Genomic DNA, 23746 nt, shown 5'->3' with positions numbered 1-23746 from the left:
GGCGACCCGTGCTCCGGCCCGGGCGCGCGAAGAGGAAGGATCCCCGATGAACGGTCTCGACGTGCGGGTGCGCCGGATCTACTCCGACCCCGAACCCGGCGACGGGACCCGCGTGCTGGTCGACCGACTCTGGCCGCGCGGGATGAGCAGAGACCGCGCGCACCTGGACGAATGGTGCAGGGCCGTCGCCCCGTCGCCGGATCTGCGCAGGTGGTACGCGCACGATCCGGCACGGTTCGACGAGTTCGCCCGGCGGTATCGCCGCGAACTGGAGTCCGGGGAGCAGCAGGAGGCGCTGGACCGCCTGCACGCACTCGCCGCGCGCGGCCCGCTCACCCTGCTCACCGCGACCGGGGAGGCCGGGATCAGCGGCGCCGAGGTGCTGCGGCGTCTCCTCGACGGGGGACGACGGCCTCGGCCCCGGTCGGCCGCACCGACCGCGGCCGGGGAGGACCCGACCCGGGAGGATCAGTCCTGATCGAGCGCCAGCTGTTCGACGTAGGCGCCCTGCCAGACGGTGTCGAACGGCGTGTTCGCGGCGACGCGGCCCTCGATGCCCGCGGTCACGAACTCCTTCGCGAAGGCGACCGCCTCCTCGATGTCCACGCCCTTGGCCAGTTCGGCGGTGATCGCCGCGGCCAGGGTGCAGCCGGCCCCGGACACGCGCTCGGCGCCGATCTTCTCCGCCTTGAACACGGTCGCCTGGGCGCCGTCGTAGAGGACGTCGACGGCCTCGTCGCCGGGCAGGTCGACGCCGCCCTTGACGACCACGTACTCGGGGCCGAGCGCGTGGATCCGCTGTGCGGCCTCGATCAGCTGCTCCTCGGTCTCGATGACCTCCATGCCCGAGAGGATCTTCGCCTCGAACAGGTTCGGGGTCACGACCGTCGCGAGCGGCAGCACCTTCTCGCGCAGCGCGGTGTCGGTGTCGAGGGCGGCGCCGGGCTCCTGCCCCTTGCAGATCAGCACCGGGTCGAGGACCACGTGGCGCCACTGCTGCGCGGCGAGCGCCGCGGCGACCACGTCGATGGTCGCCGGGGTGCCGAGCATGCCGATCTTGACGACGTCGAGGTCGTGTGCGGCGGTGGCGGCCTCGATCTGGTCGGCGATCACCCCGGGGTCGACGGGGACGAACCGATGGCCCCACCCGTTCTTCGGGTCGAAGGAGACGATGCAGGTGAGGGTGCCGACGCCGTACACCCCGAGCTCCTGGAAGGTCTTCAGATCGGCTTGCAGACCGGCGCCCCCGGTCGCTTCGGAACCGGCGATGACATACGCGAGATCAACCACGGTTCCCCAGCCTACCGACGGTTCGGCAGACCTCCGGATCCACGTCCCTCTCACCCCGGACGAGGGGGTGGGAGGCGCCGGGATCGCGTTCCCGACGCGGCCCGGGTCGGCCGCCCGTCAGACGACCGTGAACTGGCCCATCATGCCGTCGTCCTCGTGCCGGAGGAGGTGGCAGTGGTACATGAACGGAAGGTGTCCGACGCTCGGATTCCGGAAGGTCGCCGTCAGCCGCAGGCGGGCGCCCGGGCGGGTGTAGACGGTGTCCTTCCAGCCGGCGAGTTCGGGCGGCGGGGGCCGGCCGTCGACGTCGAGCACCCGGAACCGCACGCCGTGCACGTGGAAGTTGTGCGGCAGGCCGTGGTTGTTGATCACCTCCCAGATCTCGGTGGCGCCCAGTCGCACGGTCGCGTCGATCCGCTGCATGTCCATCACCCGGTCGTCGATCCGGCCGTCGCCCAGCCCGAAGGTCCTGGTGCGCGAGACGCCCGTCTCGTCCGCGGGCGCCGACGCGCTCAACCGGTCCGGGATCGGCGGGGAGGGCCGGATCGACGCGCCCGCGACCAGCTGCAGGACGTCGAGTCGGTCCCGGGCGCCCGCGGCCTCGGCGTTCGGGGACGCCACGCCGAGATCCTGCGGGTACGACCGCAGCACCGTCGTCTCCCCCGGGCGCATCCGCACGACGATCTCCGCGCGTTCGCCGGGTGAGAGCCGGATCCGGGTGCGGCGCAGGGGCGCCGCGAGCAGCCCGCCGTCGCTCGCGATCACGGCGAACACGCGGTCGTCGGAGAATCCGAAGTCGTAGATCCGGGCCGTCGACGCGTTGAGCAGGCGCAGTCGGGTCCGCTCGGCGACGACGGTCAGCACCGGGCCGACGGTCCCGTTCACCAGGATCGTGTCGCCGAGCATGCCGACCGCTTCGCGTTCGGTCTCGATCAGGCGGCCGGCTTCGTCGAACGTCTTGTCCTGCACGATCACCGGGACGTCGTCGACGCCGTACTCGTGCGGCAGGTCCCGCGTGAGCGGGGAGTCGTCGTCGACGATGAGCATCCCGCCGATCCCGCGGTACACGTGCCGTTCGGTCCGGCCGTGCGGATGCGGGTGGTACCAGAGCGTCGCGGCCGGCTGGTCGACGCGCCACCGCGGCGTCCAGATGCCGCCGGGCTCGATCATCTGATGCGGTCCGCCGTCGGCCTCGCTGGGCAGTTCCATCCCGTGCCAGTGCAGCGTCGTCGACTCGTCGAGCCGGTTGCGGACCTCGATGCTCACCCGATCACCGCGGCGCATGCGCAGGGTCGGTCCGAGCAGCGGCCCGTTCACGCCCCACGTCCGAGTCGTCCCCTGCGAGACGATCGACGACTCCCCGGCCTGCAGCGTCAGCGAGAAGGACGGGCGGCCCGGGACCGGTCCGGGGTCGGCGAGCGGCGGGATGCGCAGCGGCGTCCGGAAGTCGACCGCGTCGACGGTGCTGAGCACGTCCCGGCCGCGCGGGAGCGCTCCGCAGGCGGCCAGCACGACGGCCCCGGCCGCGCCTCCGGCGAGGGCCAGGAAGCCGCGGCGGCCGATCTCGGCGACATGCGGGGACGTCTCCGGACCCGGCCCGAAAACTGTCCCAAAGTAGGACGGACACGAGTGAGGTGAGGCACAAAACTCTGTCATTGTGATCCGCACTACTAGGAGGGTTCTTTCATGACCGTCACCGACATCGCCCCCGACACCGAGGCCGGCGAAGCGACACGCACTCTCAATGCCCTGGTGATCGGCGCCGGCGTCGCCGGCCTGTACCAGGTCTATCAGCTCAAGAAGCTGGGCCTGAACGTCCACGGCTACGACGAGGCCGGCGACGTCGGCGGCACCTGGTACTGGAACCGCTACCCGGGCGCCCGCTTCGACTCCGAGGGCTACATCTACCAGTACATGTTCGACGAGGACCTCTACAAAGGCTGGGGCTGGAGCAAGAAGTTCCCGGATCAGGAGGAGATCGAGCGCTGGTTCCACTACGCCACCGACAAGATGGGGGTCCGCGAGGACTTCACCTTCAACACCCGGATCGAGAGCGCCGAATACGACGAGAGCACGGGCCGCTGGACCGTCCGCACCAGCGGCGGCGAGACGATCGACACCCAGTTCCTCGTCTCGTGCGCCGGCATGCTGTCGGCACCGCTGACCAACGTGTTCGAGGGCCAGGACTCGTTCCGGGGCCAGATCTTCCACACCTCGCGCTGGCCCGCGGAGGGCGTCGACTTCACCGGCAAGCGCGTCGCCGTGGTCGGCACCGGCGCCACCGGTATCCAGGTGATCCAGACCATCGCCCCCGAGGTGGACCAGCTCAAGGTGTTCATCCGGACCCCGCAGTTCACCCTGCCGATGAAGAACCCGGACTACACCGCCGAGGACGTGCAGGCCTACCACGACAAGTTCGAGCACCTGCGCGACACCATCAAGACCACCGTGGTCGGCTTCGAATACGACTACACCGCCAAGGAGTGGGCCGAGCGGACCGAGGAGGAGCGGCTCGAACTCCTCGAGGAGTGCTACAACGACGGTTCGCTGAAGCTGTGGATCGGCTCGTACATCTCGATGTTCATCGATCCCGACGTGAGCGCGGCCGTGTCGGACTTCGTGCGCGGCAAGATCGAGGCCCGCCTGAAGGACCCCGAGCTGATCGAACTCCTCGTCCCCCAGCCCGGGGACTTCGGGTTCGGCACCCATCGCGTCCCCCTCGAGCGCGGATACTACGAGGCCTTCCACCGCGACAACGTCGAGGCGATCGGCGTCCGGAACAATCCGATCAAGCGCATCGTGCCCGAGGGCATCGAGCTCGCGGACGGCACCGTCCACGAGGCCGACATCATCGTGCTGGCCGTCGGCTTCGACGCGGGCAGCGGCGCGCTCTCCCGGATGGATCCGAAGGGCCGGGACGGCCGCTCGCTCGCCGACGACTGGAGCCGGGAGATCCGGTCGACGATGGGCTTCATGGTGCACGGCTACCCGAACATGCTGACCACCGGCATCCCGCTGGCCCCGTCGGCGGCGCTCTGCAACATGCCGACCTGCCTGCAGCAGCAGACCGAGTGGATCACCGGCCTCATCGGGCACATGAAGGAGAACGGCCACGCCGTCGTCGAGCCGACCGTGGAGGGCGAGGAGGCCTGGGTCCAGCACCACGACGAGGTCACCCAGGCCACGCTCCTGGCCAAGACCAACTCCTGGTACAACGGCGCCAACGTCGAGGGCAAGCCGCGCGGCCGGATCCTGTCGTACCTGGGCGCCGCCGACTTCCGGCAGCGCACGGACGAGAACGCCGCGCAGGGCTACCCCGGCTTCCAGTTCTCCTGAACCGCCTCGCCGAGGGTCCTCTCGTCTGGAAACGAGGCGGGAGGACCCCGGCCCGAACCACAATGATCGTGCCTGTAAACCACGACACAGGTGCGCCCGGCGACCGCCGTCACGGAGCACCGCGACGCTCCGGCACCACTCACGACCCTTTGAGGAGACCACGACCATGGCCATCGAGAACCCCTTCTACACCCCCGAGTTCCAGGGCGAGTACGAACTGATCGAGCATCGGCGAACTGCAGCTGGAGGAGGGCGGGGTGATCCCCGACTGCGAGCTGGCCGTCGCCACCTACGGCACCCTCAACGAGGCCAAGGACAACGTCGTCCTGATCCCGACGTGGTTCTCCGGCACCCACGTGACCTGGCGGGACGTCTACATCGGCCCGGAGCACGCGCTGAATCCGGAGAAGTACTTCATCATCGTGATCAGCCAGATCGGCAGCGGCCTGTCCACCTCGCCGCACAACGCGGACGGCCCCAACGCCGAGATCGCGATGTCGAAGTTCCCGGACGTCCGGATCGGCGACAACGTCGTCGCCCAGGAGCGTCTGCTCCGCGAGCACTACGGCATCGAGCAGCTGGCCCTGGTGGTCGGCGGCTCGATGGGCGCGCAGCAGACCTACGAGTGGGCCGTGCGCTTCCCGGAGAAGGTGCTGCGGGCGGCGCCGATCGCCGGCACCGCGCAGAACACCCCGGACGACTACCTGATCGCCCAGGTGATCCGCGAGCAGATGATGTCCGATCCGGGCTGGAACGACGGCGAGTACACCTCGAACACGGAGGTGTTCGACGGCCTCAAGCGCATGTCGCACATCTGGGCCATCAAGGGGCTGTCGTCGGACTTCTGGAAGCTCGAGGTCTACAAGGCCCTCGAGTTCGCGAACAAGGAGGAGTTCCTGGCGGGCTTCCTGGAGCCGGTCTTCACCGCGATGGACCCCAACGATCTGCTGACGCAGTCGTGGGCCTGGCAGCGCGGCGACGTCGCCCGGCACACCGACGGCGACCTGGCGGCGGCCCTCGGCCGGATCACCGCGAAGGTCTTCGTGATGCCGATCGACCTGGACCAGCTCTTCCCGCCCGCCGACTGCGAGGCCGAGGCGAAGCTGATCCCGAACGCCGAGTTCCGCGTCATCAACGACGTCCTGGGCCACCTGGGCCTGTTCGGCGTGGCGCCGACCTACATGGAGCAGGTCGACAAGCACCTCGGTGAGCTGCTGGCCGCCGACGTCTGACGTTCCCCGGCAGCTGACGTTCTCTGCAGCCGCGACGCAGCGGTGGACCCGGGTCGTCCGGGTCCACCGCTGCGTCGTCGTCTGCCCGGCCGCCGACGCGCCGCGGGGACCTGACCCATCGGACAGGACGTCCCCCGCCTTTTCGGGCACGATCGGCGACGCACGCACGGCGGTTCGCGAATGTGACCGGCACTACATTCCGGATCCGTGGACACTGGAACCGGGAGACCTGGAACCGGGAGACGAGGAGCGACCGACGTGAGCACTCGCACGCTGAGCAGCGATCAGCAGACACCGGGTCTGCCCCGGTACATCACGCAGTCCTGGCATCGATCCCGCGAGGCCGGGCTCGTGCCGGACCGCGAGATCACCCAATTCGAGTACGTGGCCGATCTGGACTTCCAGCGGCGCCTGGTGCAGTGCGCCTCCCCCGTTCTCGACCGTCTCCGGCACGATCTCGCCGACATGCCGCTGAGCATCGCGCTGACCGACGAGCATGCCCGCGTGATGCTGCGCCGGGACAGCGACCGCCGCCTGGCCGGACTCCTGGACTCGGCGTGTTTCGCGCCCGGCTTCGACTACTCCGAGGGCCGGGTCGGCACCAACGGCGTCGGCACCGCCGTCGAGTCGGGCATGCCCGTCTACATCGACGGCGCCCAGCACTTCAACGAGGGGATCCGCGAGTTCACCTGCGCCGGCGCCCCCGTCCACGATCCGCTCAGCGGCCGCCTCGAGGGCATCATCGACATCAGCTGTCTGGCCCGGTACGCCAATCCGATGATGCGGCAGCTGGTCGTCGGCGCCGCCCGCGACATCGAAGCCGAACTCCGCTCCCTCGGCTCGGCCAAACAGCGGGCCGTGCTCGCCGCGTTCATCGCGGCCTGCCGCCGCCGCGCGAGCGCCGTCTTCTCCCTGAGCTGCGGCGTGTTCATGTCGAACTCCGGCGACCACCGGATCCTGGACCCCGTCGACGAGGCCTTCCTCCGGGAGGAGGCCCAGTCGATGCTCGCCCCGTCGACACTCGACCGGTTCACGCTGAATCTGCCGTCCGGGCAGGCCGTCGAGGTCCGGCGCACCCTCATCGAGGAGCACGGGGAGTCGGCGGGCGTGGTGCTGGAGGTGGAACCGGTGACGGCCGGCGCGATGCCGGCGGCGCCCTCCACCCAGCGGGCCCCCGCGCTGCCCGGCGCCGTCGGCACGTCGCCCCAGTGGGCGCGCTGCCGCACCGAGCTCGCCGACCTCGCGGCCGCGAGCACCAACACGCTGTTGACCGGCGAGACCGGCGCGGGGCGCACGACGCTCGCCCGCGGCGCGCACCTCAACAAGAACCCGCAGGCCCCGTACACGGTGGTCGACTGCGCGGCGTCGACCGTCGTGACCGACGTCGAGGAGGCGCTCGGATCCGGGGCGACGACGGTGATCCTGCGGCGGATCGACGCCCTCGCCGCACCGGACGACGCCCTGATCGCCGAGATGATCGCCGACGACCAGCACGGCTACCCCGCCCGGTGGATCGTGGCGACCGCCGACGCGGGCAACTCGGCCCTCCTCGATTCGCGGCTGGTGCCGCTCCTGGAGCGCACCGTCGAGATCCCCGCCCTCCGGCATCACCCCGACGACGTCCTGCCCATCGCGCGCATGCATCTCGGCCAGCTGGCCCCGCACCGCACCGTGACCCTCGACGACGGGCTGGTGCGCGCCCTCAAGAAGTATCCGTGGCCGGGGAACGTGACCGAACTCGTCGACGCGCTCACCCACGCCCTGAGAGCGAATCTCGCCGGCACCCTGACCGAGCACGACCTGCCGCCGTCGATCCATTCGGCGCCCAAGCGGACGATGACGGCGTTGGAGACCGCCGAACGCGACACCATCGTCGCCGCGCTGCGGGAGAACGGCGGCAATCGCGCCCGGGCCGCCCGGATGCTCGGCATCGCCCGGTCGTCGCTCTACCGCAAGATCGACACCTACGGGATCACCCTGTGACTCCGGCACCGCCCGGATCCACGACCTCGCCGATTCGTCCGGTCCGGGCCGCGCGGGCCCCGTAGCGTCGACGTCATGGGACCCCTGGACGCCGTGCCCCCGGACCGCTGGACGAGCGGACCGACCCTGGCCGATCTGACACCGTCGGCGGCGAGCGCCCTGGGGTTCGGCGACACGCGCGCCCTACCCGTCCCGGACGGGCACACCGTCGTGATGCTGCTGGTCGACGGTCTCGGAGACCTGCTGCTGGGCGACCACGCGGCGCTCGCCCCGACGCTGTCCGCGCATCGCGTCCGCGCGATGTGCGCGGGGTTCCCGTCGACCACGGCGGCGAGCCTGACCGCGCTGGGCACCGGCCTGGGCAGCGGCGAGCACGGGATCCTCGGTTACAGCTTCGTCCCGCGGGACCTCGATCCCGATGCCCGCCACGTGCTCAACGCCCTGCGCTGGACCCTGGACACCGCCGACGGGCCGTCGGCGGCACGCCTGTTCCCGGCCGCCGACGTCCAGCCGGCGCCGAGCATGTTCGACGAACTGGCGCGCGCGGGCGTCGACGTCGTCGCGGTGATGCCGGGCGAGTTCGCCGGGACCGGTCTGACGCTGGCCGCGTACGGGACGCCCGCCGACCATCGGAAGGCCTCGTCGGCCGACGAGGTGCGCCGCACTCTGCTCGACCTGGTGGGCGAGGGCGACCGCGGACCCCGACTGGTCTACGCGTACCTCTCCGAACTCGACACCGCGGGTCACCTCCGGGGCCCGGGGTCACCGGAATGGTGTGAGCGCCTGCGGGCCGTCGACGGCGTGGTCCGCGACGTGGTCGAGGCGCTGCCGCCCGGCGCCGCCCTGGTGGTGACCGGCGACCACGGCATGATCGGCGCGGGTCGGCGGATCGACGTCGAATCGGATCCCGCCCTGCACCGGGAGGTGCGCGCCCTCGCCGGGGAGGCCCGGGTCCGGCAGGTCTACGCCGAGCCGGGGGCGGGCGCCCGGGTGGCACGACGGTGGGCGGACGTCCTGGGCGACGATGCCCGCGTCGCCACCCGCGATCAGGTGATCGACGAGCGGTGGTTCGGTCCGGGACCGGCCGCGCACGTCGTCGACCGGATCGGCGACGTGGTGGTCGTCGCCCGGGGCGACGTGCTCCTCACCCGCCCGTCCGCCGAGCCCTTCGAGACGACGATGCCCGGCCACCACGGCGGCTGGACCGCCGCGGAGATGCTGGTGCCGCTGATCGTGGCCGCAGGCGAGGCATCGTGATCACCCGGCCGTCTCCCCCGCCCGGCCCTACACTGCCTCCATGGACGACGACTCCGACCCCGCTGCGGGCACCGTGTCCGGCGACGATCGACGCACCACCGAAGGCCTGCGGCGACTGATCGCGTTCACCGACGCGATCGTGGCGATCGCGCTGACCCTGCTGGTGCTGCCGCTCACCGACCTCGCATCCGACGCCCCGGAGGAGACCGGCCTCGGCGCGTTCCTCTCCGACCACCTGTCGATCCTGGTCTCGTTCGTCGTCTCGTTCACCGTGATCTGGGCGCTGTGGCGGCAGCATCACCGGCTGATCGAGTACTTCCGGTGCTACGACGGTCCGCTGTCGCGCCTGCACTTCGTCTGGCTGTTCACCGTCGTGCTGATGCCGTTCTCCACCGCGCTGATCGGGTCGTCGTCGATGGCCGCCGCCAACACGCTGTACATCGCGAACCTGTGGGTGTCGGTGGCGGCGCTCGGGCTGATGCAGCACCACGGCCTCCGCCGCCCCGCACTGCTCGAGCCCGGCCGACCCCGCCGCGAGCTGGCCGCCGCGGGGATCGACTACGCGCCGATCGTCCTGCTCACCGTCGCGCTGGTGATCACCGCGATCCGGCCGTCCGTCGGCCAGTGGCCGCTGCTGCTCCTGCTGCTCGCGATTCCCCTGGGGATCCGGCGGACACGCAGGCACGCCGCCGCGTCCTGAACGGCCCGTCCGGGACCGGGACACGGCGGCCGAGCGCCGGTCAGGAGAAGCGCAGGTCCAGGGTGGCCATGCCGAAGATCTTCTTGTCGTTCGACTTCGCGGTCAGGATCACCACGCCGCTCCGGGTCTGCGGATCGAGCGACTTGACCCTGCCGCCGTAGACGACGTCGCCGCGCCCGTCGGCCGGCACGATCGCCGGCGCGGAGAGGCGGACCGAGTAGCGGCTCACCGCACCGGGGTCGCCCGACCAGTCGGACACCACACCGGCGCCCAGACCCATCGTGAGCATCCCGTGCGCGATCACGTCGGGCAGACCGGCGAGCTTGGCGCAGGCCTCGTCCCAGTGGATCGGGTTGGCATCGCCGGAGACGCCCGCGTAGTTCACCAGGTCGCCGCGCGAGAGCCCCGTGTGGTGCTCGGGCAGCGTGTCGCCCTTGGTCAGCTCGTCGAAGTTCCGCGAGCCCACGGTGCGGGTGGCGACGGCGGTCGAGCGGGCCGGTGCCTCGCCCTCGCGGACGGTCTTGACGTAGTCGGCGGCCGCATCCTCGACGGAGAGGATGTCGACGTCGTGCATCATCAGCTTGCCGACGGCGTCCTTGATCCCCGGGTCCACCTCGTCGGCCGAGACGCCGACGACGGTGGTGTGCATGGTGTGCACCGTCTCGCCGTGCTGGTCGACGAAGGTGTTGGTGATGGTGATCATCTCCTTGCCGGCGATCTGCCGGATCGAGGAGAGCTCCACATCGGTGGTCAGCACGTCGCCGACGACGATCGGGCGGTGCTGTTCGAAGACCTGCTCGGTCTGGACGTAGGTCTCGTACCCGACCACGACCTCCTGCATGAGCTTCTGATTCGCGGCCATCGCCGGAATGGAGGTGAAGGTCAGCGGCGCGACCAGTCCGCTGTAGCCGAGCCCGCGCGCGGCCTCCTCGTCCCAGTGCGCCGGGTGGTAGTCCTGCACGGCACGCGCGTACTCGCGGACCTTCTCGCGACCGACCTGGTAGGTGTGGTCCGCCACGTAGTAGTGTCCGACGCGCTCGGCGAGCGCGGTATTCTCCGACGACGTCATCATTCTCCTGGTGTTCATGTGGACCCGGTGGTCGAGTGGACCCACTGATGTTAGTCCCGTGAACAGCACGTTCCGAATCGATGACGACGCACCGCCCCGAACGCCCGTCGGCTCCGGCGCAAACGCCGGTGCCGCGATCCCCCGGTGGGGCATGATTCAGGTCACAGGGTCCCCTATGATGTGACGCAACCCGAAAACATGCCAATGCTTGTTGTCACGATAAGGCGAGGCATGCCATAGTCACGGAATGCAGGTAGCGATGAGCCACACACTCCATCTCGCCGAAGACGCCGGCGGCGGTGCCGCACTGGACCAGGTCTTCATCATGAGCGGCGCCACCGCCGTCATCGCACTGGGCCTCCTGGTGATCGCCTATCGGCACCGCACCTTCGCCTCCGACTGGCTGCAAGACCTCTCCGCCTGGTTCAGCCGACTGAACGATCGACCCACCTGGTCGGTGCTGCCGATCTTCCTGTTCCTGGCGACCATCCTCACCGCGTTCTTCGGATTCATCTGGGACGTGAGCCTGCACATCGGCCGGGGCCGCGACGACGGTCCGCTCGCCAACCCCGCGCACTACTTCATCCTGGTGGGCCTGTTCTTCCTGTTCATCGCCGGGGCGCTGGCCATGACCCTGCCCCGGAACGACGACCGCTCGCCCGCGATCCCGGGCATGGCGGCGGTGCGGATCACCCGCACCTGGTACAGCCCGGCCGCCGGCATCCTGCTCGCCGCCTGCGGCCTGTACGCCCTCACCGGCTTCCCGCTCGACGACATCTGGCATCGGATCTTCGGCCAGGACGTCACCCTCTGGGGCCCCACGCACCTCATGCTGATCGGCGGCGCCGGATTCTCCCTGGTCGCCGTGATCCTCCTGATGCACGAGGGCTATCTGGCGGCGAACTACAGCAAGCAGAAGAAGCAGGTGCCCACCGGACCGCGCTCGATGCTGTTCGGCCGCCCGGTGCCCGCGTGGGTCACCGGACCGACCGTGCTCAAACTCATCCAGACGTTCGCCTGCGGCGGCCTGCTCATCGGTCTGTCGGTGTTCCAGGTGGAGTTCGACTTCGGCATACAGCAGTTCCGGCTGGGCTTCCATCCGATGTTGATGATCGCCGCGGGAGTCTTCGGCTGCGTCGTCGCACGACTCTGGGCCGGCCCCGGAGCCGCCGTGCTCGCGGTCCTGTTCAACCTGGTGATCCGGGTGATCGTGGCCGTGCTGGTGGGCCCGGTGTTCGGCGAGCCGACCAACGTGTTCCCGCTGTATCTCGCGACCGCGCTCGTCGTCGAACTGCTGGCCCTGATCCCCCGGCTGCGCGAGAACGCACTGGCCTTCGGCGCGACCGCGGGCGTGGCCTGCGCCACCCTGGGCGTGTGGGGCGAATCGCTCTGGGTGAACCAGGTCTTCCAGACCCCCTGGCCGTCGAGCATGTGGCCCACCCTGCTGGCCGTCGGCCTCCCGGTCGGCGTGACCGTCGGTCTCACCGCGGGCCTGTTCGTCCGCTGTCTCCAGCCCACGCCGCTGCCGCGCCCGCTGGTGCGCCGGGGCATCGTCGTCGCGATGATCGTCACCGTCGCGGCCTCCACCCTCGTGCTGCTGGACATCTCCCACCCGCAGAACGCTTCGGCGAAGGTCGAGCTCACCGAGTCCGCCGAGGTCGACGGCTTCCGCATGGTGACCGCCGACGTCCGGATCACCCCGGAAGACCTGGTGAAGGAAGACCCGGAGTGGGTCACCATCCTGGCGTGGCAGGGCGGCGGCGACACGCTGCGCGGCCTCGTCGTCGACCGGCTCGACCGCGTCGGACCCGGCCACTACGTCTCGACCAAGCCCGTCCCGGTCTCCGGGAGCTGGAAGACGGTCCTGCGCATCCAGCAGGGCGGCATGCTGACCGCGGCCCCGGTGTTCATGGCCGCGGACCCGGGGATCGGCGCCGCGGAGGTGAGCGCCCTCCCCGAGTTCACCCGGCCCCTCGATCGCGAGATCGACATGCTGCAGCGCGAGCGCAGGTTCGATCACCCCGCCTGGCTCTTCTCGGCCGCGACCTGGGTCGTCGCCGCGATGACCATCGCGCTGATCTGGATCCTGAGCTGGGGTGCCGCCCGCGTCAACGCCGCCTACTTCCCGCGTGAGGACCAGCGCCCGCTGGTGGCCGGCCGACGGTCGCGCCCGCAGCAGCAGCCGGAAACCGCCGCGTCGTCGTGACGACGTACTACCTGGCCGATCACCCCCTCATCACGGCGGTGCCGGCCTTCGGGCCCGCGTTCATCGTCGTCGCGGTGGTCGTCGCCGTCGTCGTGATCGACCGGCGGCGGCGCGGCGACGAGGACGAGGACGAGTTCTACGACGACCTCGACGACGAGTACACCGACGAATTCGACGCCTACGACGACAAGTGACCGCACCCGGTCCGCATCCGACCCCCAGGAGACTCCTTGCTGCTCGCACACGGTTCCGGTGAGGCCTCGGCGTTCCCGGTCGACATCACCTACGCGCTGATCGGCGGATCGTGGGCGCTGGCGATCTCGTTCCTGGTGCTCGCCTTCGCCTGGAAGACGCCGCGACTCAGCCCGGCCAAGCACCGCGCGACACTGCCCCGGCTCACCCGGTTCGCCGATGCGCCGCTGCTGCGCGAGGCGCTCGGGGCGCTCGGGGTGGTGCTGACGGTCGCCGCCCTGGTGATCGGCTTCGCCCAGCGGGCCGACCATCACGATCCGCTGGTCGGCACGTTCTTCATCTGGCTCTGGGTCGGTCTCGTCCCGCTGTCGCTGCTGTTCGGCCCGGTGGCGCGCCACCTCTCGCCGGTCCGGACCGTCCACCGCTGGGTGTGCCGGGCACTCGGTCGCCCGACCGAGCAGGGCCTGGTCGCCTACCCGACCGGACTGGGCCGGTGGCCGGCCGCCGTGGGACTGTTCGCCTTCGTCTGGTTGGAGCTCGCCGTCGACGAACCCGGTTTCACCGCGGTGTTCGCCTGGTGTCTGGTCTATCTGGCGGTCACCGCGCTCGGCGGGGTCGTCTTCGGCGACCGCTGGTTCGGACGCGCCGACCCGTTCGAGACGTACAGCACGGTGATCGCGACGTTGAGCCCGCTGGGCCGGGATCGCGGCACCCGGGAACTGGTGCTGCGCAATCCGCTCAACGGGCTGCCCACCTACGGTTCCGGTCCCGGCGCGGTGGCGGTGATCTCGGTGCTGATGGGGTCCACCGCGTTCGACGCCTGGTCCGCCGTCTACGGACTGCACGAGGCGTGGGCCCGCACCGCGCTGCTGCTCACCTTCATCGTCGCGGTGGGCGTCTCGTTCAGCCTGGCGACCATGGCCACCGGCGGCGTCTCGCGGGAACGACGCCGCGCGATCCCGGGGAGGATGGCCCACACCCTGATCCCCATCGCCGTCGGCTATCTGATCGCCCACTACATGCAGTACTTCGTCGAGGACGGCCAGGAGACGCTGCACCGGTATCTGCACGTCCTGGCCCTGCCCGAACCCGACTCGTGGACGCCGTTCACCGATCATCCGACGCTGCTGTCGGTGTCGGCGGTGGCCGCGATCGTCCTCGGCCATCTCCTCGCCGTGGTCTCCGCCCACGACGCCGCCCTGCGGATCCTGCCGCGACGGCACCAGCTCACCGGGCAGCTCGCCCTGATGCTGATGATGGTCGGCTACACGTTCGCCGGCCTGTACCTGCTGTTCGGCGGCTGACGTCCCCGGTCGGCGCGGTCTCCCCGCCGACCGGGGACGCGGTCAGGCGCGGAAGGCCGCGGCGAAGATGCCGGGCAGCTTCAGCCACGACGGCGCGGTCGCGAAGTCGCTGAGCCTGCGCCCGGTCGACGCCGCACTGCGCGCCGAGACGAACCACGGCGGCTTCGGGAACAGCGCGAACTCGCCGCCCAGCACCGACCGCGGGAAGGGTCGGAACGGACCGGTCACCACGGTGCGCTCGGCGTGCGGGATGAGCAGCGCGTTGTGCACGATGCCGATGCCGCTCTGCGCGTCGTCGAGGGTGTGGCCGGGGAACGCGCCCCAGGTGGCGGTCGGGGTGAGGAACGCCAGTCCGGTCCACGCGTTCACGCCGATGCCGCCGTAGCGGAGTCGCGCGATCGCCTCGCCGAAGCTCCCGCCGAGCCGCTTCTTGGTTCCCGGATCCACCAGGACGTTGGCGCCCAGGGTGCCGGTGAGCCGGTCGTTGGCGTAGTCGACGGCCGCATCCAGGAAGGTCTGCGCGTCGCCGCCGCCGTCGAGTTCCACCACGCCCAGGACCGGCGCGAAGTACTCGGTGCGCTCGATCGCGTCGGGGCCGTCGCCCTCGACGGTCACCAGCAGCCGACCGTCGCCGAAGGTCTCGACCGACTCGTGCGACGCGGCGGCGTCGTCCAGCCGGGCCCGGCTGCCCGGGTACCACGGGGTCCGCGCCGGGAAGCGCTGCAGCGCCGACCGGACCTCGCGCAGGAACTCCTCCCGCAGCGACCACGCCGAGTCGACGACGAGCATTCTGTCCCGCGATGCAGTTGTGCCCGGCGTTGTGCAGACGCATGGTCACCACGTTCTCGGCCTGGTAGCGCAGGTCGGCGTCGTCCCAGTCGCCCGGCACGACGATGATCGGCGAGACGCCGCCGAGCTCGCTGGTGATCGGCTTGGTCAGCAGCGGGGTGCCCGCGCGGCGGCGCTCGTCGGCCTCGGGTCCGCGGCCCCACACGATGGCGTCGTGCGTGGCGACGCTGCCGGTGATGTGCACGTGGGCGATCGTCTCGAGCCCGCACAGGTAGGCGCCCTCGGCGGCCCCGCCCGGCACCACGCGCACCAGATCGGCGTCGATCAGCGGTGCCAGGGCCCTGCGATAGACGTCGAGGAGCGCGTCGAAGGTCGGATTCACCTTGAGGATCGCGGCACGATGGTGCACCACCAGTTCGGTGAGCAGATCCAGCGGTCCGATCGAGGTGATGTTGCCCGCGCCGAGGACCAGGCCCACCCCGCCGGACACCCCGGTCTCCCGGGCGCCGTCGCCGACGTCCGCGCGGACCGTCTCCTCGTCGACGCCGGGCTGCGTCCAGACCTCGGCGGAGAAGCCGTTGAACAGCAGCGTCTGCTGCAGATCGAGCGGCAGCACCTGCCAGGCCAGACGGTTCCCCGGACGCTTCTCCGGGGAGATCGGGTCGAGCGGCGACGCGCCCCGGGCCAGCGCGGCCAGCGAGTGGGCGACCGTGCCGAAGCCCGCGAGGGTCGCGTACGGGCCGGACAGCCACTCCTCGCCCAGCAGCGAGGAGTCGGGGGCCAGCCCCTTGATCTCGGCCGCGGTCTCGGCCCACTCCTGCGCGACGGGCGCGATCGCGTCGTGGGTGGCGGCGATCAGCGCCGCGCGCTCACCCAGGCTCATCGCGGCCCAGGCCTGTGCGCCGGAGGTCAGCGCGGTGACGGCTTCGTCGTAGGGGGCGGTGTCGAACGGCTGCTCGGTTGTTTCTTCGGACACGGGACTCCTCATGCGGACACGGGCACGCAGATCGTGCCCATGCACCAATGATGCGTCCGTCCGCTCTCCGTCGCCACGGGCCGACGCTCAGAGATCCGCGTTCGTGATTGTGCCGCGGCACAAATCGTGCTTATCGTCGACGTATGCCGCCCCCTCCGCCGCCCACCGTTCGACCGCCGATCGACGAGATCGACGCCACCGCGCTCGCGCACGCGATCACCGACGACATCCTCACCGGTGAACACGCCTACGCCGAACGCGCCCTGCCCCGGACGACCCTGGCGGAGGTGGTCGCGCAGAACGTCGCCGCCCTCCTGGCCGCGGTGCGCGACGGCACCGAACTCGACGTCGAACCGGCGCGGCGCGCGGGCTCGCTCAAAGCGCAGGCCGGGGTCCCGTTGGCGGGTGTGCTGCACGCGTACCGGATCGCCGGTCTCCACGTCTGGGAGCGGATCGGTGAACTGCTCGGCGGACGCGACGACGCGGGCGCCCAGTTCTACACTCTGGGCGCTCGGACTTGGTCGATCCTGGACACGCTGTCGACCGTGGCGGCCGAGGCGCATCGGGAGGTGAGCGATGCGCGCGGTCGCTGGGACGAGCACTCCCGGCTCGCCGCGACCCTGGACCTGCTGGAGGGCGTCCCCGCACCGGAGCGGAGGGAGGCCGCCGCCCGGACGCTCGGGATCACCGAGCCGGGTCGGTTCGTCGTCCTCTCCACCGACGCGCCCGACGGCCTGCGCGGCCCGGGCGGACCGTCGGACACGCACTGGATCGATCGCGGCGGCATCCGGCTCGGACTGCGGAGCCTGCCCGTCGAATGCGGCCGCCGCGTCCCCAGCCGCCGGTCCCGACGACCGCCGTCGGCTCGGCCTCAGTCGCGAGTTCACCCTGTTGCACGAGGCGCCGGAGGCCGCCCGGCAGGCCGCGCTCGCGCTCCGCTGTCTGGCCCCGGATGCTCCGGGGACGGTGCGCTACGGCGATCTGCCGCTGGAGACCCTGGTGGTGTCACAGCCGCATGCGGCGAGCGAAGCCGCCGACCAGGTGCTCGGCCCCCTCGACGCCGTCCCGATCGGCGACCGCGAGGTGCTGCTCGACACGCTGGCCGCCTGGATCGCCTGCGACGGCTCCACGAGCCGCACCGGGCGCGCCCTGCACTGCCATCGCAACACCGTGCTGTACCGGATCCGGCGGCTGGAGTCGTTGACCGGCCGCTCGGTGGGCAGGCCCGCGGACGTCGCCGCGCTGACCGTCGCCCTGCTCGCCCGACGGCACCTCCGCTGACCCCGGTCCCGCGGTGATCCGCGGCGTCCGGGCTCCGCGGCCCGTCCGGGGCTCACTCCAGGACGAACACCGGGATCCGCCGGGTCGTCTTCTCCTGGTAGTCGGCGTACGGCGGGAACGCCTCGACCGCGAGCCGCCACCAGTGGTCCCGCTCCGCACCGTCCACCTCGCGGGCGGTGAGCTCGGTGACCGTCGTGCCGTCCTGCACGACGACCCGCGGATGCGCCTTCACGTTGTGGTACCACGACGGGTTCCCGGGGGCGCCGCCCTTCGAGGCGACCATCGCGTACCGACCGTCCTCCTCGACGCGCATCAGCGGGACGTAGCGCTTCTTCCCCGACTTGGCGCCGACGGTGGTGAACAGCACCACCTTCCGGCCGTCGATGTCGACGCCGTCGGTGGTCCCCCGGTCGAGGATCGTCCGAGTCTGGTCACGCACCCACTCGGTGGGGCTCAATTCCGGCTGTTCGCTCATGGCGGGGTCAACACCGGACCGGACGAGATCATTCCGGGGCTTTCCGCGCCCCGGACCTCCGGCGTTATCCTTCGACGACGGACACCGTGCCGGAGCGTCGAGGATGCGCCGACCCGATGCGGACGACGACACGGTGCAGACGACACGGCGACGATCGGAGATCCCATGACCGGAACGACCATGCGAGCACTCGTCCTGGGCCGCGGCCCCGATTGGGCGCTGGTCGAGCGGCCGGTGCCCGAACCCGGCCCGGGCGAGGTCCTGGTCCGCAACCGCGCCGCCGCCGTCAACCACGGCGACTTCCCGATGCTCGCGGCCGCGGACCCCACCGCCGGCGGCCACGGCGAGGAGTCGATCGCCGGGTTCGAGTACGCGGGCGAGATCGTCGCCGTCGGCCCGGACGTCCGCGGCCGAACCGTCGGCGACCTCGTGTTCGGCATCTTCCCGGCGTCGTTCGCCGAGTACGTGACCGTCGACGCGCGCTACCTCCTCCGCCGGTCCGCCGCTCTCGCACCGGAGATCGCCTGCGCCCTCCCCTCGGCGCTGCTCACCGAATACGGTGCGCTGGCGGCCGCGGGTTTCGCCGCCGGCCAGAGCGTGCTGATCACCGGAGCCTCCAGCGGGATCGGGCTCGTGGGCGTGCAGACGGCCCGGGCGCTCGGCGCCTCGAAGATCATCGCGACCACCCGCAGCGCGAGCCGGCGGGGACTGCTCACCGAGCTCGGCGCCGACACCGTGGTCGTCACCGGCGAACAGGATCTGACCGAGACCGTTCTCGCGGCGACCGACGGCGTCGGCGTCGACGTCTCCCTCGACCACGTCGGCGGCGCCACCTTCGCCGCCTGCCTGCCGGCCACCGCGGTCGACGGCCAGGTGGTCAACATCGGGCGCCTCGACGGGCCCGCGTCGACCGTCGACCTGGACGCGCTCTCGTACCGGCACCTCACCGTCCGGGGCGTGTCGTTCGGCTTCAGCCGGCCGTGGGAGGTGGTGCCCCTGCTCGAGCAGGTGTCCGAGATCGTGATGCCCGCCGTCGACGACGGCCGGATTCGCCCGATCGTCGACAGCACCGTCGACGTCGCCGAGGCCGCGCAGGCGGCCGAACGGATGCGCTCGGGCGCGGCGGTGGGCAAACTGGTCTTCCGCTTCTGAACTCTTCCGACAGCGAGATCCGACGGCGACAAGGAGCCCGCCATGCCCGCCAAGACCTCACCGACGATCCGTTTCACCGCCGAGGTGGAACGGGTCAACGACCGGACGCTCGCGCGGATCCCCGCCGCGGCGAGCGCCGAACTCCCCTCCCGCGGCCAGGTCGCGGTGACCGGCACCCTCGACGGTGCGAACTTCGCCACCGTCGTCGAACCCGACGGCAGACGCGGCCACTGGGTCCGGATCGACGACGCCGCCCCCGGGAGCACCGTGACCCTGGAGCTCACTCCGGCCGAGCGGTGGCCCGAACCCGCGGTGCCGCAGGATCTCCGCGAGGCGCTCGACGGCGCCCCGGACATCGCCGACACGTGGACGGACATCACCCCGATGGCGCGGTGGGAGTGGGTGCGCTGGATCGGGGCGACCAAGAACCCGGCGACCCGTCGTCGTCGGGTGGAGGTGGGCATCGACAAGCTCCGCAACGGCAAGCGTCGCCCGTGCTGCTTCGACCTGTCGTCGTGCACGGATCCCGAGGTCGCCCGCAGCGGCGTGCTGATCGGCACGAAGTAGGCCCCGGCACGGGAACCAGCCCGTCGGCCTGGAACGGACTCCGGCACTGGAACGGACTGCGGCACGAGCCGCCTCCGGTCGTCGGTCCCGGCGCCTAGGATCGTGCCCATGAGCAGTCGGATCCATCTGTTGCGAGCGGTCAACGTCGGCGGCGCGACCCTGCCGATGGCCGAGTTGCGCGCCCTCGCCGAATCGCTCGGCGCCGCGAACGTCCGGACCTACATCGCCTCCGGGAACCTCCTCTGCGATCCGCCCGGCGATCCCGCCGAGTTCGACCGCGCCCTGGAGCGGGCCGTCGAAGACCGGTTCGGCTTCTTCCGCGAGGTGATCTCCCGGAGTCGTGACGAGCTGGTGGCCGCCCGCGCGGCCCACCCCTTCGAGGTGCTCGAACCGAAGTACTCCTACGTGACGTTCCTGACCGACGCGCCGGCCCCGGAGAACGTCGCCGCGGCCCGACGGTTCGCGACCGGCGACGACCGCTGGGAGGTCGTCGGCCGCGAGATGCACATCCGCTACATCGGCGGCGCCGGTCGCCCGCAGATGAAGGACGCCTCGATCGGCCGGGCGCTCGGGGTTCCGGGCACGGCGCGGAACCTCAACTCCGTCGACAAGCTGATCGAACTGAGCCGCTGACACCCGCCCGCAGCACCTGTCACCGCATGTCGAACCCCAGGTCGCGGTATCTCGCGACGGAGCCCCGACCGGGGAGGGCCGTCGGAGGATGCTCGCTGTACCAGGTCTGTTCGACGAGGTCGATCTCGCCGCCGGACAGCCACAGGACGAGTTCCCCGGCGAGCTCACCCGCATCGTCGACGACCGCGAGCTTTCCCGGCGCCGGACCGTCGGGGAACGCCGAGACCGGAACCCCGTTCGGACAGGTCAGCTTCGCCGTCGTCGGGCTGCCCTGGACCGACTCGATCGTCAACATCTGGGCACTCACCGCGGCGTCGTTCTGGATGCTCGCCAGCAGGGCGAGGGCATCCCGCTGACCTCGATCGAGTCGCCCGTTCACCTGACCAGAACCTCTCCGATTCTCCCTATCCCCGCAACGACCGCGTCTCTGTCGAGTTCCGGGACCGGGACGGTGCCGGTCGAACGCACGGAGCGGGGTTCAAGAATACAGCGCGGTGACCATGTCGATCAGCTGCGACAGACCGGTCGGACGCTCGTCGCGCCGCCAGACCAGGTGCACCGGGATGCGGGGGCCGTCGTTGATCGGCCGGTAGGCGACCCCCGGCCGCGGGTGATGGTCCGCCGTCGCCTCGGCGGTGGTGCCCACGCCGCGACCGGCGGCGATGGCGTCGAGCCAGGTGTCCACATCGGTGGCCTCGGCGAACGTCGGCATGTGTCCGGTGCCCCGCCAGAGGTCCTCCGTCGTCGTACCGTGCCGGGAGTCGATCAGGACGGTGCGTGCGGCGATCTCGCGCATGCTGAGCCTGCGTCGTCGTGCCCATTCCGGGTCGTCGGCCGCGAACGCGACCAGGCGCTGTTCGAGTCCGACGACGACGGAGTCGAACCTCCGGTCGTCCACCGCCCGACGCACGATGCCGACGTCGGCGAGCCCCTCGGCCAGGCCCGACGTCAGCGAGGCGTGCCGCACCAGCACCAGTTCGATCGCCTCGTGTTCGCGCGCCCAGTTCCGCTGCAGCGGGGTCGTGTGCCGCCCCAGCGCCGCCCACGCGTAGCCGAGCCGGAGGCGGGCGTGCCGGGTGCGGAGGAACCGCTCGAAACGATCCGCTTCGGCGAGCACCCGCCGCGCCTGCGGGAGCACCTGGTGTCCGGCGCTGGTGAGTTCGCAGCCGCGCGGCACGCGGCGCAGCAGGGTCACCCCCGCCGTCTTCTCCAACGACGCGATCGTGCGCGACACCGCCGCCTGCGAGACGTGCAGTTCGAGGGCGGCATCGGTGAACGATCCCGTCTCCACCGCGGCGACGAACACGCGCAGTTCCCGCAACGTCCAATCCATGACTAAATCGTATGACAGTGGCGATACATGCACTAGGTGATTCGCGTATCCGCACTTAGCGTTCAGGACATGGTTCAGGAACTCGTAGACGCTGCACCGGCCGCGACCGCGGTCGAGACACACCGACCCGGGGGTCTGCCGGACGCCGCGGACACCGCCGGTCGCAGCCGGCACGCGGCCGGACTCGGATTGATCCTCGGCACCTCCGTCTCGAACCAGGCGGGCGCCGCATTCGGTGCGCTGGCCTTCCCGGCCATCGGACCGGTCGGCGTGGTCGCGGTGCGCCAGATCGTCACCGCGCTGATCCTGGTGCCCACCGTGCGTCCGCCGTTCCGCAGTCTTCGACGCAGCCAGTGGGGTCCGATCCTCGGCCTCGCGGTCACGTTCAGCGTGATGAATCTGGGCCTGTACGCCGCGGTCGAACGGATAGGTCTCGGGCTGGCGGTGACCCTGGAGTTCCTGGGTCCGCTCGCCGTGGCCCTCGCCGGGTCACGACGCGCCCGCGATCTCGGCGCGGCGGTCCTCGCGGGGATCGGCGTCGTCGTCCTGACGAATCCGGGGCCGGCGACCGACGTCCTCGGGATCGGGATGGCGCTGTGTGCGGCCGCGGCGTGGGGCGCGTACATCCTGCTGAACCGTTCGGCCGGGCAACGGCTCCCCGGCCTGCAGGGCACCGCCGCCGCGAGCGCCGTGACCGCCGCGGTGTGGCTGCCGATCGCCGCGGTCTGGTTCGCCTTCCACACTCCGACGCTGCCGGCGATGCTGCTGGCGGCGGCCTGCGGAGTGTTCTCGTCGGTCCTGCCCTACACCGGCGATCTGCTGGCGCTCCGGCGTGTTCCCGCCCCGGTCTACGGCACGGTGACCAGCGTGAACCCGGTGTGGGCCGCACTGACCGGGTGGCTCGTCCTGCACCAGGCGCTCGACCTTCACGAGTGGATCGGGATCGGTCTGATCGTCGTCGGCAACGTCCTGGTGTCCGCGGGCGGATTCCGCCCCGGGCATGATTGATTCCATGACGACACGTTCCGGCACCGCGCGTTCAGGCGACCTCGACCTCGTGTACGACGAGTTCGGCGACCTCGACGCCCCGCCCGTCCTGCTGATCATGGGTCTCGGCGCCCAGATGACCCTCTGGCGCGAGGGCTTCTGCCGGGCCGTCGCCGACCGCGGTTACCGCGTGATCCGCTTCGACAACCGCGACGTCGGCCTGAGCACCAAGCTCGACGGCGCCCGCGTGTCCGGTCCGCTGCTGCCGATCCGGTTGGCGAACACCTTCCTCGGCCGCCCCGTCGGCGACGTGCCGTACACGCTCGTCGACATGGCCGACGACGCCCGGGCCGTGCTCGACCACCTCGACATCGAGCGCGCGCACATCGTCGGCGCCTCGATGGGCGGGATGATCACACAGGTCTTCGCCGCCGAGCACGCCGACCGTGCGCACACCGCGACCGTCGTGATGTCGAGCAACAACCAGGCGCTGCTCCCGCCGCCCGGACCGAAGCAGTTGCTGTCGTTGATCAGCCCGCCGCCGAAGAACGCCGACCGCGAGGCCCTGATCGCGCACCGCGCGAAGGTCGGGCAGGTGATCGGCAGTCCCGTCCATCCGCTCAGCATGGAGCAGGCGCTCGCCTACAGCGCCGAGAACTACGACCGGAGCTACTACCCGGCCGGGTTCGTGCGACAGTTCGCCGCGATCCAGGCCACCGGTTCGCTGGCCGGATTCAACAAGCGGACCCGCGTGCCCACCCTGGTGCTGCACGGCACACACGACAAGCTGATGCGTCCGTCCGGGGCCAAGGCGATCGCCAAGGCCGTGCCGGATGCGCGGCTCCACCTGGTCGACGGCATGGCGCACGATCTTCCCGAACCACTGTGGGACGAGATCGTCGGCACCATGACGGGGCATTTCGCCGAGCACACCGGCTCCTGACGGGCCGCGGCGTCGTTCCTTCGGCCCCCGTTCCCATGGAC

The 23746-nt window shown here is 71.0% G+C and carries 23 protein-coding genes and 2 pseudogenes; 16 read left to right on the top strand and 9 right to left on the bottom strand.

The window, feature by feature from the left end:
* The first annotated feature begins 46 nt into the window (after positions 1–46).
* The gene (locus QM809_RS12730; RefSeq protein ID WP_415046130.1) at positions 47–478 is read left to right on the top strand and encodes a DUF488 domain-containing protein; all 432 of its coding nucleotides are present in this window, start codon (positions 47–49) and stop codon (positions 476–478) included.
* Here QM809_RS12730 and thiD read toward each other — a convergent pair.
* Together thiD and QM809_RS12720 are read right to left on the bottom strand one after the other, a co-directional pair.
* Positions 469–1290: a bifunctional hydroxymethylpyrimidine kinase/phosphomethylpyrimidine kinase gene (thiD, locus tag QM809_RS12725; protein ID WP_415046129.1), complete on the bottom strand. Its 822-nt coding sequence runs from the start codon at positions 1288–1290 to the stop codon at positions 469–471. The genes QM809_RS12730 and thiD overlap by 10 nt on opposite strands.
* A gap of 117 nt (positions 1291–1407) precedes the next feature.
* The gene (locus tag QM809_RS12720) at positions 1408–2802 is read right to left on the bottom strand and encodes a multicopper oxidase family protein (protein WP_415046128.1); all 1395 of its coding nucleotides are present in this window, start codon (positions 2800–2802) and stop codon (positions 1408–1410) included.
* 174 nt (positions 2803–2976) lie between these two features.
* Between QM809_RS12720 and QM809_RS12715 the strand changes: the two genes are divergently transcribed.
* The 5 genes and pseudogenes from QM809_RS12715 to QM809_RS12695 all read left to right on the top strand — a co-directional run bounded on the left by QM809_RS12715 (position 2977) and on the right by QM809_RS12695 (position 9798).
* On the top strand, positions 2977–4626 hold the full coding sequence (locus QM809_RS12715) for a flavin-containing monooxygenase (protein ID WP_415046127.1): 1650 nt from the start codon (positions 2977–2979) through the stop codon (positions 4624–4626).
* Positions 4627–4792: 166 nt separating this feature from the next.
* Positions 4793–5858 (top strand): annotated as a pseudogene (locus tag QM809_RS12710) (alpha/beta fold hydrolase).
* A gap of 258 nt (positions 5859–6116) precedes the next feature.
* Entirely contained in the window at positions 6117–7841 is a 1725-nt protein-coding gene (locus QM809_RS12705; RefSeq protein WP_415046126.1) for a sigma-54-dependent Fis family transcriptional regulator, read from the top strand.
* 75 nt (positions 7842–7916) lie between these two features.
* On the top strand, positions 7917–9098 hold the full coding sequence (locus tag QM809_RS12700; protein ID WP_415046125.1) for an alkaline phosphatase family protein: 1182 nt from the start codon (positions 7917–7919) through the stop codon (positions 9096–9098).
* 40 nt (positions 9099–9138) lie between these two features.
* Positions 9139–9798, top strand: coding sequence for a TMEM175 family protein (locus QM809_RS12695; RefSeq protein WP_415046124.1), 660 nt, complete (start codon positions 9139–9141; stop codon positions 9796–9798).
* 40 nt (positions 9799–9838) lie between these two features.
* On the opposite strand, the gene QM809_RS12690 is transcribed toward QM809_RS12695, so the two are convergent.
* Positions 9839–10870, bottom strand: a complete 1032-nt coding sequence (locus QM809_RS12690) for a fused (3R)-hydroxyacyl-ACP dehydratase subunits HadA/HadB (protein ID WP_415047082.1) — start codon at positions 10868–10870, stop codon at positions 9839–9841.
* Between the two features lie 256 nt (positions 10871–11126).
* Here QM809_RS12690 and QM809_RS12685 point away from each other — a divergent pair, with 256 nt between their 5' ends.
* The 3 genes from QM809_RS12685 to QM809_RS12675 are packed head-to-tail and all read left to right on the top strand — an operon-like array spanning position 11127 to position 14569.
* A complete protein-coding gene (locus QM809_RS12685; protein WP_415046123.1) occupies positions 11127–13073 on the top strand; it encodes a hypothetical protein in 1947 nt (648 codons plus the stop codon).
* Entirely contained in the window at positions 13070–13267 is a 198-nt protein-coding gene (locus QM809_RS12680) for a hypothetical protein (RefSeq protein WP_415046122.1), read from the top strand. The genes QM809_RS12685 and QM809_RS12680 overlap by 4 nt, the downstream gene beginning before the upstream one ends.
* Before the next feature lie 36 nt (positions 13268–13303).
* On the top strand, positions 13304–14569 hold the full coding sequence (locus tag QM809_RS12675; RefSeq protein WP_415046121.1) for a hypothetical protein: 1266 nt from the start codon (positions 13304–13306) through the stop codon (positions 14567–14569).
* A 42-nt stretch (positions 14570–14611) separates the two neighbouring features.
* Here the strand turns inward: QM809_RS12675 and QM809_RS12670 are convergent, their stop codons facing one another.
* Both QM809_RS12670 and QM809_RS12665 read right to left on the bottom strand, forming a co-directional pair.
* The gene (locus QM809_RS12670) at positions 14612–15358 is read right to left on the bottom strand and encodes a hypothetical protein (protein WP_415047145.1); all 747 of its coding nucleotides are present in this window, start codon (positions 15356–15358) and stop codon (positions 14612–14614) included.
* A 61-nt stretch (positions 15359–15419) separates the two neighbouring features.
* Positions 15420–15659 (bottom strand): annotated as a pseudogene (locus tag QM809_RS12665) (aldehyde dehydrogenase); the annotation flags it as partial.
* A 118-nt stretch (positions 15660–15777) separates the two neighbouring features.
* Between QM809_RS12665 and QM809_RS12660 the strand changes: the two are divergent.
* Positions 15778–16293 carry a hypothetical protein gene (locus tag QM809_RS12660; RefSeq protein WP_415047144.1) on the top strand — a complete coding sequence of 172 codons (516 nt, stop codon included), beginning with the start codon at positions 15778–15780 and terminating at the stop codon, positions 16291–16293.
* Positions 16294–16342: 49 nt separating this feature from the next.
* On the opposite strand, the gene QM809_RS12655 is transcribed toward QM809_RS12660, so the two are convergent.
* Complete coding sequence (locus tag QM809_RS12655; protein WP_415046120.1) at positions 16343–16774, bottom strand: hypothetical protein; 432 nt, start codon at positions 16772–16774, stop codon at positions 16343–16345.
* A gap of 451 nt (positions 16775–17225) precedes the next feature.
* Between QM809_RS12655 and QM809_RS12650 the strand changes: the two genes are divergently transcribed.
* Positions 17226–17615 (top strand): PucR family transcriptional regulator, encoded by a 390-nt coding sequence (locus QM809_RS12650; protein WP_415046119.1) that lies wholly within the window; start codon positions 17226–17228, stop codon positions 17613–17615.
* A gap of 52 nt (positions 17616–17667) precedes the next feature.
* On the opposite strand, the gene QM809_RS12645 is transcribed toward QM809_RS12650, so the two are convergent.
* A complete protein-coding gene (locus tag QM809_RS12645) occupies positions 17668–18090 on the bottom strand; it encodes a nitroreductase family deazaflavin-dependent oxidoreductase (RefSeq protein WP_415046118.1) in 423 nt (140 codons plus the stop codon).
* Positions 18091–18255: 165 nt separating this feature from the next.
* Here QM809_RS12645 and QM809_RS12640 point away from each other — a divergent pair, with 165 nt between their 5' ends.
* The 3 genes from QM809_RS12640 (at position 18256) to QM809_RS12630 (ending at position 20442) form a co-directional block, all read left to right on the top strand.
* Positions 18256–19242, top strand: coding sequence for a quinone oxidoreductase family protein (locus QM809_RS12640; protein WP_415046117.1), 987 nt, complete (start codon positions 18256–18258; stop codon positions 19240–19242).
* Between the two features lie 42 nt (positions 19243–19284).
* A complete protein-coding gene (locus QM809_RS12635; RefSeq protein ID WP_415046116.1) occupies positions 19285–19809 on the top strand; it encodes a YdeI/OmpD-associated family protein in 525 nt (174 codons plus the stop codon).
* A gap of 108 nt (positions 19810–19917) precedes the next feature.
* On the top strand, positions 19918–20442 hold the full coding sequence (locus tag QM809_RS12630; RefSeq protein WP_415046115.1) for a DUF1697 domain-containing protein: 525 nt from the start codon (positions 19918–19920) through the stop codon (positions 20440–20442).
* A gap of 19 nt (positions 20443–20461) precedes the next feature.
* Here the strand turns inward: QM809_RS12630 and QM809_RS12625 are convergent, their stop codons facing one another.
* Positions 20462–20821: a hypothetical protein gene (locus QM809_RS12625; RefSeq protein WP_415046114.1), complete on the bottom strand. Its 360-nt coding sequence runs from the start codon at positions 20819–20821 to the stop codon at positions 20462–20464.
* 99 nt (positions 20822–20920) lie between these two features.
* Positions 20921–21775, bottom strand: coding sequence for a LysR family transcriptional regulator (locus QM809_RS12620; RefSeq protein ID WP_415046113.1), 855 nt, complete (start codon positions 21773–21775; stop codon positions 20921–20923).
* 69 nt (positions 21776–21844) lie between these two features.
* Here QM809_RS12620 and QM809_RS12615 point away from each other — a divergent pair, with 69 nt between their 5' ends.
* Both QM809_RS12615 and QM809_RS12610 read left to right on the top strand, forming a co-directional pair.
* Entirely contained in the window at positions 21845–22783 is a 939-nt protein-coding gene (locus QM809_RS12615) for an EamA family transporter (RefSeq protein WP_415046112.1), read from the top strand.
* A gap of 4 nt (positions 22784–22787) precedes the next feature.
* Positions 22788–23705: an alpha/beta fold hydrolase gene (locus QM809_RS12610; protein ID WP_415046111.1), complete on the top strand. Its 918-nt coding sequence runs from the start codon at positions 22788–22790 to the stop codon at positions 23703–23705.
* Positions 23706–23746 lie beyond the last annotated feature (41 nt).

It is taken from the genome of Gordonia sp. (in: high G+C Gram-positive bacteria) (assembly GCF_047600385.1).
Lineage (GTDB): Bacteria > Actinomycetota > Actinomycetes > Mycobacteriales > Mycobacteriaceae > Gordonia.
The sequence above is the reverse complement of the archived record's forward strand: the minus strand, read 5'-3'. Positions and strand labels throughout refer to the sequence as shown.